This is a genomic window from Bacteroides propionicigenes (assembly GCF_018390535.1).
Lineage (GTDB): Bacteria > Bacteroidota > Bacteroidia > Bacteroidales > Bacteroidaceae > Bacteroides > Bacteroides propionicigenes.
Genome location: NZ_JAHBBW010000005.1, coordinates 105,297 through 121,902, shown reverse-complemented (window position 1 = coordinate 121,902; position 16,606 = coordinate 105,297). Strand labels below are relative to the sequence as shown.

Here is a 16,606-nt window from a genome sequence, read left to right as displayed (position 1 = left end):
ATGATACAGAATGAACGGGATTGCCGCCATGAACATATACTTAATGTGGCGAGACAAATGATGACTGCCGCGCGTACGGCACCTAAAGGGAAAGGCATAGATATAATTGAGACGGCATTGGTGACAGGTGAAGACTTGAAAAAGCTTTCAGAAAGAATGATTGTCATGGCTGAAGAACTGGGTATGAAGTTCTTTCTTCGTGATGCTGCAAACGTTTTGCAGGCAGAATGTGTCGTTATAATAGGTACGCGCGAGCAGGCACAAGGATTGAACTGCGGACATTGTGGTTTTCCAACTTGTGCCGGACGCTCTGAAGGTGTGCCATGTGCCCTGAATATGATTGATGTGGGAATTGCAGTTGGTTCGGCTTGTGCTATGGCTGCTGATATGCGGGTAGATACCCGAGTTATGTTTTCTGCGGGGTTGGCCGCACAACGAATGAATTGGTTGAAAGATTGCAAGGCTGTATTCGCTATTCCGGTCAGTGCGTCTTCTAAGAATCCGTTTTTTGATAGGAAGCCTAAGGAAGAAAAAAAATAAGTGCATTCCGGACTTGAAGTTGAGAACTGTAAACGTAAAGTTGAACTTTAGAACTCTAAAGTTCAACTTTGGAAATGTAGAATAGAACTCTACGAAAATTAGGATTTAGGAGCATTTGTACTCAGACTTCATTATCTTACTTAACAAAGTAAATAACTTAGAATTGATATGGGATATTTTGTTGGGCTTCCATTAGGTGGAGCTACCGAAAAAGATTGCCAAGTGCGTTTTGGTAAGAATATGACCTTTCAAGTGGAAATGCGTACCCCTCATCTGCCTGCAGAGTGGGCTTTACAGAGTGGTATACAGCTTACATGGCCTCATGCAAATACCGACTGGGCTTATATGCTTGAAGAGGTACAGCGATGTTTCATTACCATTGCTTCCGAAATAGCAAAGCGGGAGTTACTGTTAATCGCAACCCCGGAACCAGAGGAAGTGAAAAAGCAAATCTCCACGACAGTCAACATGGAAAATGTTCGTTTTCTGGAGTGCGAGACGAATGATACTTGGGCGCGCGACCATGGAGCTATCACTATGATAGATACAGAAGGACCTTTTTTGCTTGATTTTACTTTTAACGGTTGGGGACTGAAATTCTCTTCGGATAAAGACAATCAGATAACACGCCGGGCTGTAGAAGCCGAAGTTTTAAAAGGTCGATATGTGAACCGTTTAGGCTTTGTCCTGGAAGGCGGTTCCATTGAAAGTGACGGAATGGGAACATTGCTTACCACTTCAGAATGCCTTCTGTCGCCTAACCGTAACGGTCAGCTAAATAAAGTGGAAATTGAAGAGTATCTTCGTTCTACATTTCATCTTGAACGGGTGCTTTGGTTGGATCATGGTTATTTGGCAGGGGATGATACGGATAGCCATATAGATACCCTTGCCCGTTTGTGCTCGCCGGATACGATAGCTTATGTGCAGTGTCGTGATGTAAATGACGAGCATTATGAGGAATTGTATCAAATGGAGGAGCAACTGAAAACGTTCCGGACGCTTGCTGGAGAACCTTATAAACTGTTGGCGCTGCCAATGGCTGATAAAATAGAAGTGGAGGGCGAAAGACTTCCGGCTACGTATGCCAACTTCTTGATAATGAATGATGCGGTGTTGTACCCTACGTATAATCAACCCAAGAATGATATGCGTGTCAAAGAAGTGTTGCAGGAAGCTTTCCCTGAACATGAGATTGTAGGTATAGACTGTCGCGCTTTAATAAAACAGCATGGTTCGTTGCATTGCGTCACAATGCAATATCCGATAGGAGTGCTGAATAAATAAAAATAGAAAGGAAATATAGATATGAGGAAAATAAAAGTGGGTATTATTCAGCAGTCCAATGTGGCGGATATGCGTACTAATCTGATGAATTTAGCTAAGAGTATTGAAGTATGCGCCGCTCACGGTGCACAATTAGTGGTGTTGCAAGAACTGCATAATTCTCTTTATTTTTGTCAGACAGAAAATACCCAACTGTTTGACTTGGCAGAGTCTATCCCTGGACCGTCAACCGGTTTTTATTCAGAGTTGGCGGCAGCCAACAATATTGTACTGGTAACTTCATTATTTGAAAAGCGCGCGCCTGGTTTGTATCATAATACAGCTGTCGTTTTTGAATGTGACGGTAGCATTGCCGGGAAATACCGTAAAATGCATATTCCAGATGATCCTGCCTATTATGAGAAATTCTATTTTACTCCCGGAGATTTGGGGTTTGAACCAATACAGACATCTTTGGGAAAATTGGGTGTTTTGATTTGTTGGGATCAATGGTATCCTGAAGCTGCGCGTCTTATGGCTCTGAAAGGAGCTGAATTATTGATTTATCCTACTGCTATAGGTTGGGAAAGCAGTGATACGGATGATGAGAAGATCCGCCAACTCAATGCGTGGATAATTTCGCAACGCGGGCATGCCGTAGCAAATGGTCTTCCTGTTATTTCGGTGAATCGTGTGGGGCACGAGCCCGATCCTTCCATGCAGACAAACGGTATTCAGTTTTGGGGAAATAGCTTTGTTGCCGGGCCGCAAGGTGAATTCCTTGTACAAGCGGGTAATGAACAACCGGAAAATATTGTAGTAGAAGTAGATTTGGAACGTTCGGAGAATGTTCGTCGTTGGTGGCCGTTCTTGCGCGACCGTAGAATTGACACTTATGAGGGGTTGACAAAGCGTTTTTTAGATTAAAGAAAGGAGTAACTTCATTTGAATGTGACCTTTTTGTTCATCAAAAAGTTGACTCCACCATATACAAATAACCCTAAGAACTGAGCGAGATATTCATCGCATTTCAGTCCCTCTACCAATCCGATAAGAAAAAGGAACTGTGCACAATAAGCCATTCCGAAAGCTATGGAAAAGAGCAGCACTTGTCTCCAAGTGTTGCTCTTTTTTTCTGTTGGGAATATCCAATACTTGCACCAGATAAAATTGTGAGTCTGTGCCAGTATATATGCAGTAATATTGGAGAGCATGTAATTGATGTCTAACTCATCCATCATTACCCAGATGGTGATTGCTGTTATTAAGGCGTTTAGCGTACCGATTACTGCAAAACGGAAAATACGTGCGGACTCTTTCACTCTCTCCTATTCTCTTGTTTTTATTCTTTTACCTCGACAATAAGGTTCAGTTCATCCAATTGCTTTTGGTCAATGGTCGAAGGCGCATCCAGCATAACATCACGACCGGAGTTGTTTTTCGGGAACGCAATACAGTCACGGATACTGTCGAGACCGGCAAAGATGCTTACCCAACGGTCAAGGCCGTAAGCCAAACCGCCATGAGGAGGTGCTCCGAATTTGAAAGCGTTCATCAGAAAGCCGAACTGTTCTTCAGCCTTTTCCGGTGTGAAGCCTAATATCTCGAACATCTTAGCCTGCAATTGGGCATCATGGATACGGATAGAACCTCCACCGACTTCAATACCGTTACATACCATATCGTAGGCATCGGCACGAACGGCTGCAGGATTTGTATCCAACAAAGGAATATCTTCGTCTTTGGGATGAGTAAACGGATGGTGCATAGCCATCAAGCGACCCTCTTCCTCACTCCATTCGAACATCGGGAAGTCAACAATCCAAAGCAGCGCAAACTTATTCTTGTCGCGCAAGCCTAATTGATTACCCATTTCAAGACGAAGTTCGTTCAGTTGCTTGCGGGTCTTCATTACGTCTTCACCGCTCAATATCAAGATTAAGTCACCCGGTTTTGCACCAAAGGCGGCTTTCATCTGTTGCAGCACTTCTTGCGTATAGAATTTATCGACACTCGATTTTACAGTACCGTCGGCCTCGATGCGGGCATAAACCATTCCCTTTGCTCCAATTTGCGGCTTCTTCACAAATTCGGTCAAGGCATCCAGTTGCTTGCGGGTATAGCTTGCAGCACCTTCGGCACAAATACCGCCGATGTATGCAGCATTGTCGAATACAGAGAAACCATGGCCTTTCATGATGTCCATCAGTTCTACGAACTTCATGCCAAAGCGGAGGTCGGGTTTGTCGCTACCATAATACTTCATGGCATCTGCCCACGGCATCCGCATGAACGGTTCTGTCAACTCAACACCACGAATTTCCTTGAAGAGATACTTTGCCATACCCTCGAAGAGTTCGATTACATCGTCTTGCTGTACAAAAGACATTTCACAATCGATTTGTGTAAATTCCGGTTGACGGTCGGCGCGAAGGTCTTCATCACGGAAGCATTTTGCAATCTGGAAGTAACGGTCGAAACCTGAAACCATCAGCAATTGCTTCAATGTTTGAGGGCTTTGCGGCAGTGCATAGAATTGTCCGGGATTCATACGTGAAGGAACAACGAAGTCGCGTGCACCTTCCGGAGTAGAACCGATGAGAAGCGGAGTTTCCACTTCGATAAATCCTTTGCTATCCAAATATTTACGGACTTCAATTGTCATTTTATGGCGTAACTCCAGATTCTTGCGTACAGTAGTGCGACGTAAGTCCAGATAACGGTATTTCATGCGGATATCATCACCGCCATCTGTATTATCTTCGATTGTGAAAGGCGGAATTAAAGCTGAATTTAGTACATTCAGTTCCGAAACAATGATTTCTATGTCTCCGGTAGGAATATTTTTGTTTTTGCTGAAACGTTCGTTTACCGTTCCTACTATTTGGATTACGAATTCGCGACCCAAGCGGTTAGCCTGTTCGCAAAGTTCGGCATCTACTTCCTCATTAAAAACTAATTGGGTGATTCCGTAACGGTCGCGAAGGTCAATGAAGGTCATACCTCCCATTTTACGGCTACGCTGTACCCAACCTGCCAGCGTCACTTGCTTATTAACGTCGGAGATACGTAATTCTCCACAGGTGTGTGATCTATACATCTTATTATATACTGTTTTACAATTTACATTTTACCATTTGGTGATGCATCACCAAGATGTGTCATCGCTAAAAGCGGATAAATATTGTGCAAAAATACATAAAACATATTACAGACGTATCAAAACAGAAGAGTTTATTTTAAAAAACGACTTTGCAGGGCAGTATAACACTAAAACGGCTGCCTTTTTCGAGTTCCGACCGCACTTCTATTCTCCCGTTCAGCTTCTCAATGATGCTTTGGCAAATAGAAAGACCTAACCCCGTTCCCTGAGAGAATTCATCATGTTTATAGAAACGGGTAAAAATCATTTTCAGTTCTTTTGGTTCAATTCCTTGCCCGCTGTCTTCAACAAAGATTTCTACCTCTTCTTTGTCGGGAATAAATTTATACCCCAATTTGATATGCCCTTGCTTGGTAAATTTACATGCGTTGTTCAAAAAGTTGATGATGACTTGGGTCAACCGTTCTTTATCTACATTGACTTCCGGTATCACACTATAATCTTCCTCTTTAAGGAATTGAATATGAGTTGGTATCATCATTTGATAAGAGTTGTAAATGCTGTTTATAATATCATCTACCCGATATTGTCCGTAAGTAAATGACATATATCCGGATTTGATTCTTGACAACTCCAAAATATCATTGATGAGTTTTAATAAAAGCTTGTTGTTTTCATGAATGCTTGCGATATAGTCTTGTTTATCTTCCCAATAAAGGTCCTCATTGGATGCCAGAAGCGTAGAAAATCCGACAATAGCATTTAAGGGAGTACGGATTTCATGGCTCATGTTGGCAAGAAAGGACTCTTTCAATTCCGCTTTTTCTGCCAGTTCACGAGCTTCTTCCAATTCTTGTTCACGTTCTTTGAATGTCTGAATGTTGAGGAGCAATCCGGCAGTGCGGCATTCTCCTGTGGGCAGACAAGTGGTTGTATAGCGAAACTCCCACCATTGATAACCTTTTTGGTTGAAATCACATTGTAACTGTACTATTTCCTTTTGAGCGAAGCGTAATTCTTTCCAATTTAGAAAGAAAAGTTCTCGTTGGTCGGGATGGATACATTGTGTGAAGTCATCTATGGATAATACTTTAGTTTCGGATATCCCTAATGAAATCCAAAATGCTTTTTCAAAAATTAAAAAATTCTTCTCTAACGTCCATACATAAGTCGCTCCGCCTTCTACGGCTAAGGCTAGAGTCTCTTTCTCGTTAGCTAAATCGGACAATGCCTTTTTCTTTCTTTTCTGTTCGCGTCGATATAGAAATATAAGCCACAATATGACGGTTATCAATGAGCAGCTTATCGCGACAAGGCCGATAAACCATAGTACATAATGCTTTTCGCTGAAGGGGATATTGATAACTGTATACTCAGTCGGAATTTCTTTGAGAGAAAAACCCAATTGTTTTGCTACTTTCCAGTCAATTGTATATTGTTTGGCACTCTCTTGCACAGGAATATCTGCAGGAGTTTCTCCACGCAAAATCCGACAAGCGGCTTTTACTTCTTCCGCCACCTGTGTATGTAATGTAGTGAAATATCCGCCCAAGTATTTTTCATCCATATCAAATGCCTCATTTATGGTTGTAAGACAAGGACTGGATGTGAGATTGCTGACTTTCACAGTTGTGTAGTCACGTTTGGCCTGTATGTAACAGCGGCTTTTGGCATATTGGCTTAGGAACCATAATAATGAGCAGCTTCCTTGCTCATTGACCGAGCGTATAGGTACTTCTGTGTAGACGGTATATCCTTTCTCTAACAGTTCTTTGAATTCAAAATTCTTTAAGGTGTGATCTGTATATAGTATATTCTTTCCTTTTATTTGTTCTTGAATATCATTTCTGATCTTCTTGTCTAAATAAGTCATATCCATTAATGAGAAAAAACTTATTTCTTGCCCAAACAGTCTTCTGCCCATATTGATATTTGCCATGAAGTCTATTTTATCATGAAAGCCGGTAACATTAGAGTATTCTTTTATCAGTTCCCAATTGGGATAATTGACTCCGGCAAAGACAATCGGGAGCTGTTTGACTAAGGAATGCCCACATTTTAATAATGAGTATGCAGCTTGGTCCTCATTAACAAGAATTATTTCGGGTTTCCAGTTAGAAACAGAATCCAGCAACAGGCTCATTCTGGCCAATTCTTCTGTATCCAGATAAGCTTCACAGTCCAAATACTGTATGAATAACTCAGCATGTATCCCTTGCTTTCGAAACTCTTCTTTTATCAAATCGTTGAATAGAGGATAACCGGCATAGGTTTCTTCATATGAATGGATTACCAATATGCGTTTTTCTTCTTTCGGTGTGCTGCAAGCAGAGCATACTCCCAGCAAAGTCCAAAGATATATCAGACAGGTTATGTGATTCATTTCATGAGTTTATTATTCATCCTTACATCTATGGACTTTGTGAATTCTTAATTCTTTCTGAGCCTTTTTATTTGTTCCTTACCTTTATCTAATATCATTCTGTTTGTATGGGTAATGTCTTCCATTATGGCTTCGTTTATCTGTTTCAGACCGTTGATATAGTCTTGGGCACGTTGTAATACGTTTGAAGTATCTTTTTCTGCATTCTTAGGAACGATGACTTGCAATCCCCTTTTTATTATATTCACATCTATATTCTCTCCCATCATCATCGGGTCTCCGTCGAAATGTATTACTCCCGGTTTGGAACGATGAATGCGAAGTGTTTTACAACGGAAGGTTTTTATACGGCTGTTTTGGTCAATGGTTTTGTTGAATAACTGGAATGACAAAGCCGGTACATCCAGCACGGTAAACGGTTCAAGAATAGTAACATCCAATAGCCCGTCGTTTAGTGTAGCTTGCGGAGTTATGTAAGCATTGTTGCCATATTGCGAAGCATTTCCACATGCTATCAGGAACGCTTTATATCGCAACGTGCTACCATCCATTTCCAGTTCATATGTTTCCGGTTTGTACTTCAAGCTTTCAAGCAACGTCTTTTCCAAGTATATGAGCGGGCCTCTCCTGCCGGCTTTGGAAAATTGCAGGCTGACAAATGCGTCGAATCCCACTCCGCTTGTACAGAAAAAAGGAATGTCATTGATTTTGCCATAATCAATGATATCTATCAGTCCTTCATTGATAACGTCGATTGCTTTTTTGGCTTCCATCGGAATTTGCAAATGACGCGCAAGCCCATTTCCGGAACCACACGGGATAATACCTAATGCTGTTTTTGTATGGACTAACGAACGTGCTATCTCGTTGATTGTTCCGTCTCCGCCAATAGCAACAACGGCAAAAGCTTCTTCTTTTGCTTTTCGGGCAGCTATCTCAACTGCATGCCCTGCCCGCTCCGTATAGATTACCTCCGGTATATATCGGCTCTTGTCTAACCTTTCATCAAGCCATTTCAAAATCAACTCCTTACCCTGCGTACCGGATATAGGATTTATTATAAATGATATTTTCTTTTTATTATCGTCCATTTAAACGGATATTACATGGGATTTCTTTCATGCAAAAGTAATATAAATCCTTTAAATTTTAACCATGTGAATCTCTTAAAACGAGTTAGAGTAGATTTTTTGGAGTAAATGGAACATATAACAACATATTTTGCTATCTTTGCCCCCTGTTTTTAAGAACTTGTTTTTAATAGAATTAAATATTCATTATATAAAAGACATTTCATGGGTTTACTGCAAGACAAATTCGCGAAATATGATTTGCCGCAACAATTTATGGCAAAAGGGGTATACCCTTATTTCCGCACAATTAACAGCCATCAGGATACAGAGGTGATGATGGATGGCAAGAAAGTTCTGATGTTCGGTTCGAACGCGTATATGGGACTGACATATGACAAACGAATCATTGACGCTTCAATAGCCGCCACTGAAAAATATGGTACAGGTTGTGCCGGTTCTCGTTTTTTGAATGGCACTCTTGATATACATGTTGAACTGGAAAAAGAATTGGCCGAGTTCGTAGGAAAAGATGAAGCACTCTGTTTTTCTACCGGTTTTACGGTGAATGAAGGTATTATTCCCGCAGTGGTAGGACGCGGCGACTATATCATTTGTGATGACCGCGACCATGCTTCTATCGTAGACGGGCGCCGTCTTTCATTCGCTACACAATTAAAGTATAAACACAATGATATGGAAGACCTTGAGAAGGAACTCCAAAAGTGTGAACCGGATGCTGTGAAGCTAATTGTTGTAGATGGGGTGTTCTCAATGGAAGGTGATTTAGCTAATTTGCCGGAAATCGTCCGTTTGAAAAAGAAATATAATGCCAGCATTTATGTAGACGAAGCTCATGGTTTGGGAGTGTTCGGTAAGCAAGGTCGTGGTGTTTGTGACCATTTCGGAGTTACCGAAGATATCGACTTGATAATGGGAACATTCAGTAAGTCTTTGGCTTCTATCGGTGGTTTCATTGCAGGCGACAAGGAGGTTATCAATTGGTTGCGTCACAATGCCCGTTCTTATATATTCCAGGCAAGTAGTACGCCGGCAGCGACGGCAGCTGCTCGTGAAGCTCTCCATATTATTAAATCCGAACCGGAACGTATTCAACGTTTGTGGGATATTACCAACTATGCATTGAAGAGTTTCCGCGATGCAGGCTTTGAAATTGGTGAAACCGAGTCTCCTATTATACCTCTGTATGTACGTGATACGGAAAAAACATTTGTTGTAACAAAGATGGCTTTTGATGAAGGTATCTTTATTAATCCGGTTATTCCTCCTGCATGTGCTCCTCAAGATACATTGGTACGTGTAGCATTGATGGCTACTCATACGAAAGAGCAGGTAGACTATGCTGTTGAAAAGTTAACAAAATGTTTTAAGGCATTGGAGATTATTAAGTAAGAGAATACTTATAAGCAAGATATAAAGCCGTTTAATCGAGGTTCGGTTAAACGGCTTTCTTCTATAAAAAATAACATGAGTCCTACTCTATGTGCAATGCTTTGAATTAAGTTACTGAAACTTTCGGTATGCTTTGATATTGGATTCATTTTAGTAAGTATGCAGCTATTGTTAATGAAAAACACAATATTTGGATGAAAAAGCAAGATTTTATTTTCGTGTTTATTTTAGTCGTAATCTTCTTACCTTTTTTAGTGAGTGATACTATCTACGACTGGTATAAATCTTTCAATGCTGCACATGGCATGATAATGAGTTTTCTGAAATTTGGAGTTCTTGCCACTTTGGGTGAAATGTTGGGACTTCGTATCAGCGTCGGTGTGTACAACAGAAGAGGATTTGGACTTCTCCCTCGTGCAGCTGTATGGGGGCTCTTAGGTATGGGGATTAATATGGCTATGATTGTTTTTTCTAAAGGTGTACCGCAATTCTTGGAATATATGGGAATGGTAAATGCTTCGGTTATAATTAATGAAGATTTTGGCTTAGGAAAGTTATGGATTGCTTTCGCTATATCTATCACTATGAACACTATTTTTGCTCCTGTATTTATGACGTTTCATAAGATAACGGATATGCATATTTTGAACTGTGGCGGTTCGCTTCGTAGTCTTGTTACTCCTATTCCTATGACACGCATCATTACACACCTTAATTGGGATGCGCAATGGAATTTCGTCTTTAAAAAAACGATTCCTTTCTTTTGGTATCCGGCTCATACCATTACTTTTTTGTTACCGGGAGAGGTAAGAGTGCTGTTTGCCGCTATCTTGGGTGTTGTACTCGGGGTATTGCTGGCTGTTGCTGCCAGAATGAAATAATCTTCTCCTTTCTGTATAGAAACAGGGAATGCAGATTAGTCCACATCCCCTGTTATTTTTTATTTTTCTCTTATATAGCGTAAGATGTAGCCATAGTTGGAATTTAAAATTAATGAATCGGCCGTGAGTTTCTCAATTTTTAGAGTATCTATACCTTCTATTTCCATACCATTACCAATACTTTTTACTGTAAGGTAGAGATCGTCTCCTTGTTGCTTCCAATATTTATATACCAGTGTAGCCATATTAATGGAAAAGGCCTCTCCGTTTTCTTCCAGTTTTATACCTTGCATTTTCCCAGGTTGACCTTCAATAGGCATTACCCATGAACCAATAATAGAGTCTTTACTCTTTTTTTCATTGCAAGCGACCATTGCAATCATTAATACGGCAGCTGCTAATAAAACTTTTTTCATTCTATATCTTTTTAAAGTGAGTTAATCTACCTTTTATTAGGACTATTTCTGCAAAAATAGATATAAAAGAGGATGTATCCAAAGGAGAAGGCGATAATTTATTATTGTTGACTATTGTTCCTCAGACTTTTATGATTTTATTTTAGATAAAACTATAAAAATGTTTGGTCTTTATCAAAAAAGATTTTACCTTTGCACTCGCTTTTAAGAAATAAGGCATTCGGGGTGTAGCGCAGTCCGGTTAGCGCACCTGCTTTGGGAGCAGGGGGTCGTGGGTTCGAATCCCGCTACCCCGACAACAGAAAATCAAGGAGTTACGATAAAAAGTAGCTCTTTTTTTTATTGCTTGATTTGAGTGGTTGAATTGGCAGTTGACTTAGGTAATGTCAACCAAGATGTCAACCATTAAAACAATGAATGCAACTGTAAATGTAGTATGCTACAAATGGAAAACATTATCCAATGGCGAACATCCGTTGATGCTTCGCATCTGTAAGGACGGTAAAAGGAAATACCAAAGTTTGGGAATATCGGTTAATCCAAAATATTGGGATTTTAAGAAGAACGTACCAAAATCTAAATGTCCTAACTTAGAATATATCCAAAAGATTATTCTTGATAAGAAGCTGGAACTTCAAGAACGAGTGCTTGAAATGAAAGCCGACCAAAAGGACTATTCGGCTGAAACGCTTGTCGCGATGCAAGAGCAAACGACAAATCTAAAAACAGTTGGGTGCTTCTATCAAGAAATCATTGCCCAATGCAAAGCAGATAATAAATGTGGAAACAGGTTGGTTTATCTCAATTCTTATAATTCGTTGATGAGGTTTACAAAAGGGAAGTTGGAAATACCGTTTGACATAATTAATGTGGCATGGCTTGAAAAATACGAGAAGTGGCTTCGAGCCAATGATAACAAGGAAACAACAATTAGCTTGATGTTTCGCACTTTGCGCAGTACATATAATAAGGCTATCAATGCCAAGTGTGCCCGAAAGTCCGACTATCCGTTTGATGAATATAAAATATCCAAGTTCGATGTCACCACTCAAAAACGAGCCATAGCTAAAACAGAAATGTTGAAATTCACGGAAACTTCCCAGCCGATAGGACAGAAAAAATATGTGGAGTTAAGTAAGGACATCTTTATATTCAGCTATCTGTGCGGTGGAATCAATTTTACCGACATAGCTAATTTGACACGGGCGAACATAGTAAACGGCAGATTACATTATATCCGTCAAAAAACAGGAAAGCCGATAAAGATTGGAATACCGAAGGAAGCTATGCTAATAATTGAGAAATACTCAAAAGAGAGCAACGGATACTTATTCCCGATTTTGGATGACAGAGTACATAAAACAGCTTTGCAGAAACAGAATCGGATTCATAAAATTCGTGGCAAGGTGAATGAAGTTCTAAAAATACTCGGTGAGCGATTGGGGATTGAAGCCAACATTACGACCTATGTTGCAAGGCATTCGTTCGCAAGTGTCCTTAAAAAGTCGGGAGTGAACATTGCATTAATAAGTGAAGCATTGGGACATTCGGATTTAGCGACTACTCAAATATATTTGGATAGCTTCGACAACGAGCAAGTAGATGAAGCGATGAAGAATTTACTTTGAAACCATTGCAATATGAATGAAAAGTTATATCTTTGCATCAATTCTACAACGTGGTAGAAGATACGGGCTAAGACTTAAATAAGTCCTGTTTTTACTAATGGTTCACGTGACAGTGCAGTTATCAAGTGAGATAATCAAGAAAGGCAACCATATAAGAAGTCAGTCAGCAATAAATTCTACTATATAAGTAGCGACTTCTGCAACTAAGTTCTCGGAGCAATGACCTCCGAAACTTATTATTGGATGAAGATTCATTCACACTTTGTAAGGGTGAATTATATCCAATCGTAAGGGAACTTGGTTGCAGGAGTTTTTATTTATCCCCCCTTAGTCCAATTGTTAAATTTCTAAATTCATCAAATTATGCCAATGAATTTAAGAATCCGAACAATTGGATTGAGCCGCCAATCGGTGCTTGTCACTCCGACAAGTTTTAATCGGCTCACGAGTTTTACAACTTTATATGGGTCTGAACTCCATTCTTCGGGTGGGGTAACAAAATCATCATGCCCATATAATAACAGGTTCTTCCAAGTTTCTTACCCACTAAATCCGATGCGCCATGAATGACACTAAACACAAGACATTGGAAGTGGAGGTACTGAATATCCATAAGGGAGAGTATCTGTCCGAAGCCTTAAAAAGACAAGGCTACCCCATGCTACCGAGCAATGCCATTATTAATAAGGTAATGACAGGAACGGGTGCTACCTACATGGAGTTGACCCCGAAGTTAAGCCCGAGAAACTCTATCGTGATTGAGCCGTTTAAATCTGCGGTAGAGAACAAGGTGCAGGTGTTTAACAAAGCCCAGGGGGTGTTCAAGGAAGTAACTGTCAGGCAACTGACCACCTACCTCAAGAATCCCAATATCAAGTACAAGAAGATTATCACTACTCCTGAAGGATTTCAGAGCAAAGTCTTAACAGCAGCAAAACAACTTGGGATGAACATTTACAAGGAGTACTTCTGCCTGTTCGATGAATCCGAGCACATTACGGAAGATACAGGCTATCGCAGAAGCATATCCGCCCCAATGAGGGAGTTCTTCAAATTTGAGAGAAAGGCTCTCGTGTCTGCCACTCCCTTAAAACCGAGCAAGTACACCTTAACCCTGTTCCTACGCCACCAATTCAAGTGGGTAGAAATTAAGCCCGACTATGACTATCGGGAAGATATGACTTTAATAACGACCCGTAGCTTTTACAGGCGAGTGAAACAGGAGGTGAAAAGACTGTTGGATAACGGCTCTCCCCATGTGTGCATCTTCTACAAGACAACAGAGGGAATCAATAACATCGTGGAATCATTGCTGCATGACGGAATAATAACAAAGGACGATTACAAGGTGTTCTGTTCAAAGAAAAGTGCCGATGAGCTAAAGAGCCGTTTCTTGGAACACAGCACGGACAAGTTGGAGCTTCCTCTAAAAAAGGTGAACCTGTTTACATCAAGATTCTTCCCGTCAATAGACATCAATCTGAAAGAACTTTGCGATGTGCTGATACTGTCGAACTACGACCATGTAAAGCACACCCTAATCAATCCGTTCACCGAAGCTATCCAATGCCAAGGCAGATTCAGGCACGTGTTTCCCAACGGGAAGAGGTACAACTCGCTTACGGTTATAGCTTCAATTCCGAACGAGCTTGAAGTTAAATCCGATGCAGAAATACAGGCGGACATTAAAGCGAGGATTAAATGCTACCGCGCCATTCAAAAAGAAAGACTGAAAGCTGATGACTCCACATATTATGATAAGGAGCTAAAACGGTTACGACTGAATGAAGTCTTAAATCCCGAACGGAACGGATTTGACAGGTTCGCCATAGAGCAACTGTTACTTGACGAGCAGGTTAAGAGATACTACCTCTCACCCAATGCACTTAGATGGGCATACGAGGACACGGGATATTTCAATGTGGACTTCCAGCCCGAAGATGAAGCAGTCGGTGAAGATGATATTTACAGAATCAAAGTAGCCAAGACTAAAGAAAAATGGCAATCCATCGTATCTGTTTTAAGCAATATCAAGGAGAATGAAACTGCCGTGCAATTTCTCAAAGCCAAGTGTGTGGAGGAAGAATGGCTTATAAACGCATTCTTCAAATTGGGGCAGGAAGTTATCGAACAACAGAAGTACAGCAAGACTGCAATCAAGAAACTACTGTTGCAAGCCGAACAAAAAGAGACCGAACAGAAATTAAAAAGTCGGGAATTTCTCCTGGACATAAGAAGTGAATTTGAAGCCGACACGGGTAACGATTCATATCTCCCCCTAAATAACGTGCTTGATAGAATTTCATACCTGTTAGAGCGTCACGGGATAACTTGCTCCCGATATGGGGACGGTAAAAAAGGCACAATGTGCAAGTTGTCCGCTCCTTTTATTGAAGAATATTTCGACAGTACACCCAGTAATCGGAACGGTGCTAAAATCAAGTTGGATAGATTCAAAAATGAACTGTTAGAACAAGAGTAAACGAAGTGCGGAGGGCGCAGCCATCCGGCACTTCGTGCCGTCTGACTGCACCCCTATTTTAGCCCCCTCTCACCAAGTAAAAGGAAAATGAGAATTGGCAGATAGCCACCCACCCCCTCAAGCATTATAAATTCTACTATTCACCTCACATCATTCATGGACTTCTTAAAGCGATACACAATACAGACATAATGGTAATATAGTCTAATTGTAATATCACTTAAAAGTAATTCAGCGAATTGTAGTGAAGTCAAAATCGTTATGGAGCAATCCAAAGCGATAGGAACTTTACCAATTCCAGAGTTAAATCCAATCAATAACCAATTTAACAATTTTATCATTATGAGAAATTTAGTTATTATGCCAGCTATGGCAAACAATCGTGAGAGAATGAATTTGGGTGAATATGCAGAGGAAGCAACAATCATCATGGATGAACCTGTAAAACCTGCCAACCATTTCATTGAAGCCAACACACAGGAAGTAACCTTGCATCATCTGAAACATGACTGCATTACCCCTGTGTTCTCTAAAGACAACGAACTTACCATTAACCATGCCGCATTTGTGGAAACCATACAGGATGCAGCCCAATCATTTTTTAGTGGTGAGAAAGTGGAACAAGCAGATATTCGTGTGAGCCATATTATCAAGGGCAGAATCCCAGCAGCCATCCACAAACCTGCCAATCAACTTTTGGAATCTGACAAGACCATTTATTATGAAAGGGCAGCTTTCAGCATTGATGTTCCTACCATTTATGAAACGGTTGGTGGAAACAAGCTCAATCTTTCTATCGTAGGTGTGAGGGCTTATAATCAGATGAACTTATATAGCAAGAAAGTTCCAGAGTTGTTCCGTCTTGCTATTGGCTTCAAGAACCAAGTTTGTTGCAATATGTGCATCTTCACCAATGGCTACAAGGACGATTTAAGAGTGAGCAACACAACAGAACTCTATCGTGCAGCATTGGAACTGTTCAACAACTACAATCCAGCCAAACATCTTTATCTGATGCAGCAGTTGGGCAACACTTCCATGAGTGAACACCAATTCGCACAGATTATAGGCAAGATGCGACTTTACCAATGCTTGCCAACAGGCTATCAAAAGGCACTGCCAAGAATGTTGCTTACAGATACACAGATTAATTCTGTAGCCAAAGCATACATTCACGACAATAATTTTGGCGGCTTTGGAAGTGAACTTAATATGTGGAAATTCTACAACTTGCTTACAGGAGCTAACAAGTCAAGCTATATTGATTCATTCTTAGACCGTTCCTTAAATGCTACTGAAATGACAGTTGGAATCAATGCGGCTTTACATGGTGACGAGAGATATAAGTGGTTCATTGATTAAATGGGCTTATTGATTGAGAGAGGAAAGGGCAGCTATTCAGTTAGTTGTCCTTTCTTTATTTC

13 protein-coding genes and 1 tRNA gene are annotated in these 16,606 nt (G+C 40.6%); 9 read left to right on the top strand and 5 right to left on the bottom strand.

The features are described 5' to 3' along the window. From KG118_RS08905 to KG118_RS08895, 3 genes are all read left to right on the top strand, one after another. Positions 1-540: a ferredoxin domain-containing protein gene (locus KG118_RS08905; RefSeq protein WP_117710180.1), complete on the top strand. Its 540-nt coding sequence runs from the start codon at positions 1-3 to the stop codon at positions 538-540. 168 nt (positions 541-708) lie between these two features. Further along, the gene (locus KG118_RS08900) at positions 709-1,827 is read left to right on the top strand and encodes an agmatine deiminase family protein (protein WP_117710181.1); all 1,119 of its coding nucleotides are present in this window, start codon (positions 709-711) and stop codon (positions 1,825-1,827) included. 21 nt (positions 1,828-1,848) lie between these two features. After that, complete coding sequence (locus KG118_RS08895) at positions 1,849-2,733, top strand: carbon-nitrogen hydrolase (RefSeq protein WP_117710182.1); 885 nt, start codon at positions 1,849-1,851, stop codon at positions 2,731-2,733. Positions 2,734-2,747: 14 nt separating this feature from the next. Here KG118_RS08895 and KG118_RS08890 read toward each other — a convergent pair whose 3' ends face one another. The 4 genes from KG118_RS08890 to KG118_RS08875 form a co-directional block, all read right to left on the bottom strand. Then, on the bottom strand, positions 2,748-3,128 hold the full coding sequence (locus KG118_RS08890) for a GtrA family protein (protein ID WP_117710183.1): 381 nt from the start codon (positions 3,126-3,128) through the stop codon (positions 2,748-2,750). Positions 3,129-3,148: 20 nt separating this feature from the next. After that, the gene (aspS, locus tag KG118_RS08885; protein ID WP_213388423.1) at positions 3,149-4,906 is read right to left on the bottom strand and encodes an aspartate--tRNA ligase; all 1,758 of its coding nucleotides are present in this window, start codon (positions 4,904-4,906) and stop codon (positions 3,149-3,151) included. Between the two features lie 139 nt (positions 4,907-5,045). Continuing rightward, complete coding sequence (locus tag KG118_RS08880; protein ID WP_117710185.1) at positions 5,046-7,292, bottom strand: sensor histidine kinase; 2,247 nt, start codon at positions 7,290-7,292, stop codon at positions 5,046-5,048. A gap of 47 nt (positions 7,293-7,339) precedes the next feature. Beyond that, complete coding sequence (locus tag KG118_RS08875) at positions 7,340-8,383, bottom strand: diacylglycerol/lipid kinase family protein (RefSeq protein WP_117710186.1); 1,044 nt, start codon at positions 8,381-8,383, stop codon at positions 7,340-7,342. Between the two features lie 204 nt (positions 8,384-8,587). Here KG118_RS08875 and spt point away from each other — a divergent pair, with 204 nt between their 5' ends. Next, positions 8,588-9,775 carry a serine palmitoyltransferase gene (gene spt / locus KG118_RS08870; RefSeq protein ID WP_117710187.1) on the top strand — a complete coding sequence of 396 codons (1,188 nt, stop codon included), beginning with the start codon at positions 8,588-8,590 and terminating at the stop codon, positions 9,773-9,775. Positions 9,776-9,969: 194 nt separating this feature from the next. Further along, the gene (locus tag KG118_RS08865; protein ID WP_117710188.1) at positions 9,970-10,656 is read left to right on the top strand and encodes a hypothetical protein; all 687 of its coding nucleotides are present in this window, start codon (positions 9,970-9,972) and stop codon (positions 10,654-10,656) included. 59 nt (positions 10,657-10,715) lie between these two features. Here KG118_RS08865 and KG118_RS08860 read toward each other — a convergent pair whose 3' ends face one another. Then, on the bottom strand, positions 10,716-11,072 hold the full coding sequence (locus KG118_RS08860) for a lipocalin-like domain-containing protein (RefSeq protein WP_117710189.1): 357 nt from the start codon (positions 11,070-11,072) through the stop codon (positions 10,716-10,718). A gap of 221 nt (positions 11,073-11,293) precedes the next feature. Here KG118_RS08860 and KG118_RS08855 point away from each other — a divergent pair. From KG118_RS08855 to KG118_RS08840, 4 genes are all read left to right on the top strand, one after another. After that, positions 11,294-11,368 (top strand) — tRNA-Pro (locus tag KG118_RS08855). 117 nt (positions 11,369-11,485) lie between these two features. Continuing rightward, positions 11,486-12,700 (top strand): site-specific integrase, encoded by a 1,215-nt coding sequence (locus KG118_RS08850; RefSeq protein ID WP_117710568.1) that lies wholly within the window; start codon positions 11,486-11,488, stop codon positions 12,698-12,700. A 562-nt stretch (positions 12,701-13,262) separates the two neighbouring features. Continuing rightward, entirely contained in the window at positions 13,263-15,182 is a 1,920-nt protein-coding gene (locus tag KG118_RS08845) for a DEAD/DEAH box helicase family protein (protein ID WP_117710190.1), read from the top strand. A gap of 342 nt (positions 15,183-15,524) precedes the next feature. After that, a complete protein-coding gene (locus KG118_RS08840; protein ID WP_117710191.1) occupies positions 15,525-16,544 on the top strand; it encodes a DUF3871 family protein in 1,020 nt (339 codons plus the stop codon). Positions 16,545-16,606: the final 62 nt, after the last annotated feature.

What these genes read in the sequence shown, in the direction of transcription:
- KG118_RS08905 (WP_117710180.1), top strand. Translation starts at nt 1, where the DNA reads ATGATACAGAATGAACGGGATTGCCGCCATGAACATATACTTAATGTG.
- KG118_RS08900 (WP_117710181.1), top strand. Translation starts at nt 709, where the DNA reads ATGGGATATTTTGTTGGGCTTCCATTAGGTGGAGCTACCGAAAAAGAT.
- KG118_RS08895 (WP_117710182.1), top strand. Translation starts at nt 1,849, where the DNA reads ATGAGGAAAATAAAAGTGGGTATTATTCAGCAGTCCAATGTGGCGGAT.
- aspS (WP_213388423.1), bottom strand. Translation starts at nt 4,906, where the DNA reads ATGTATAGATCACACACCTGTGGAGAATTACGTATCTCCGACGTTAAT.
- KG118_RS08880 (WP_117710185.1), bottom strand. Translation starts at nt 7,292, where the DNA reads ATGAATCACATAACCTGTCTGATATATCTTTGGACTTTGCTGGGAGTA.
- KG118_RS08875 (WP_117710186.1), bottom strand. Translation starts at nt 8,383, where the DNA reads ATGGACGATAATAAAAAGAAAATATCATTTATAATAAATCCTATATCC.
- spt (WP_117710187.1), top strand. Translation starts at nt 8,588, where the DNA reads ATGGGTTTACTGCAAGACAAATTCGCGAAATATGATTTGCCGCAACAA.
- KG118_RS08865 (WP_117710188.1), top strand. Translation starts at nt 9,970, where the DNA reads ATGAAAAAGCAAGATTTTATTTTCGTGTTTATTTTAGTCGTAATCTTC.
- KG118_RS08860 (WP_117710189.1), bottom strand. Translation starts at nt 11,072, where the DNA reads ATGAAAAAAGTTTTATTAGCAGCTGCCGTATTAATGATTGCAATGGTC.
- KG118_RS08850 (WP_117710568.1), top strand. Translation starts at nt 11,486, where the DNA reads ATGAATGCAACTGTAAATGTAGTATGCTACAAATGGAAAACATTATCC.
- KG118_RS08845 (WP_117710190.1), top strand. Translation starts at nt 13,263, where the DNA reads ATGAATGACACTAAACACAAGACATTGGAAGTGGAGGTACTGAATATC.
- KG118_RS08840 (WP_117710191.1), top strand. Translation starts at nt 15,525, where the DNA reads ATGAGAAATTTAGTTATTATGCCAGCTATGGCAAACAATCGTGAGAGA.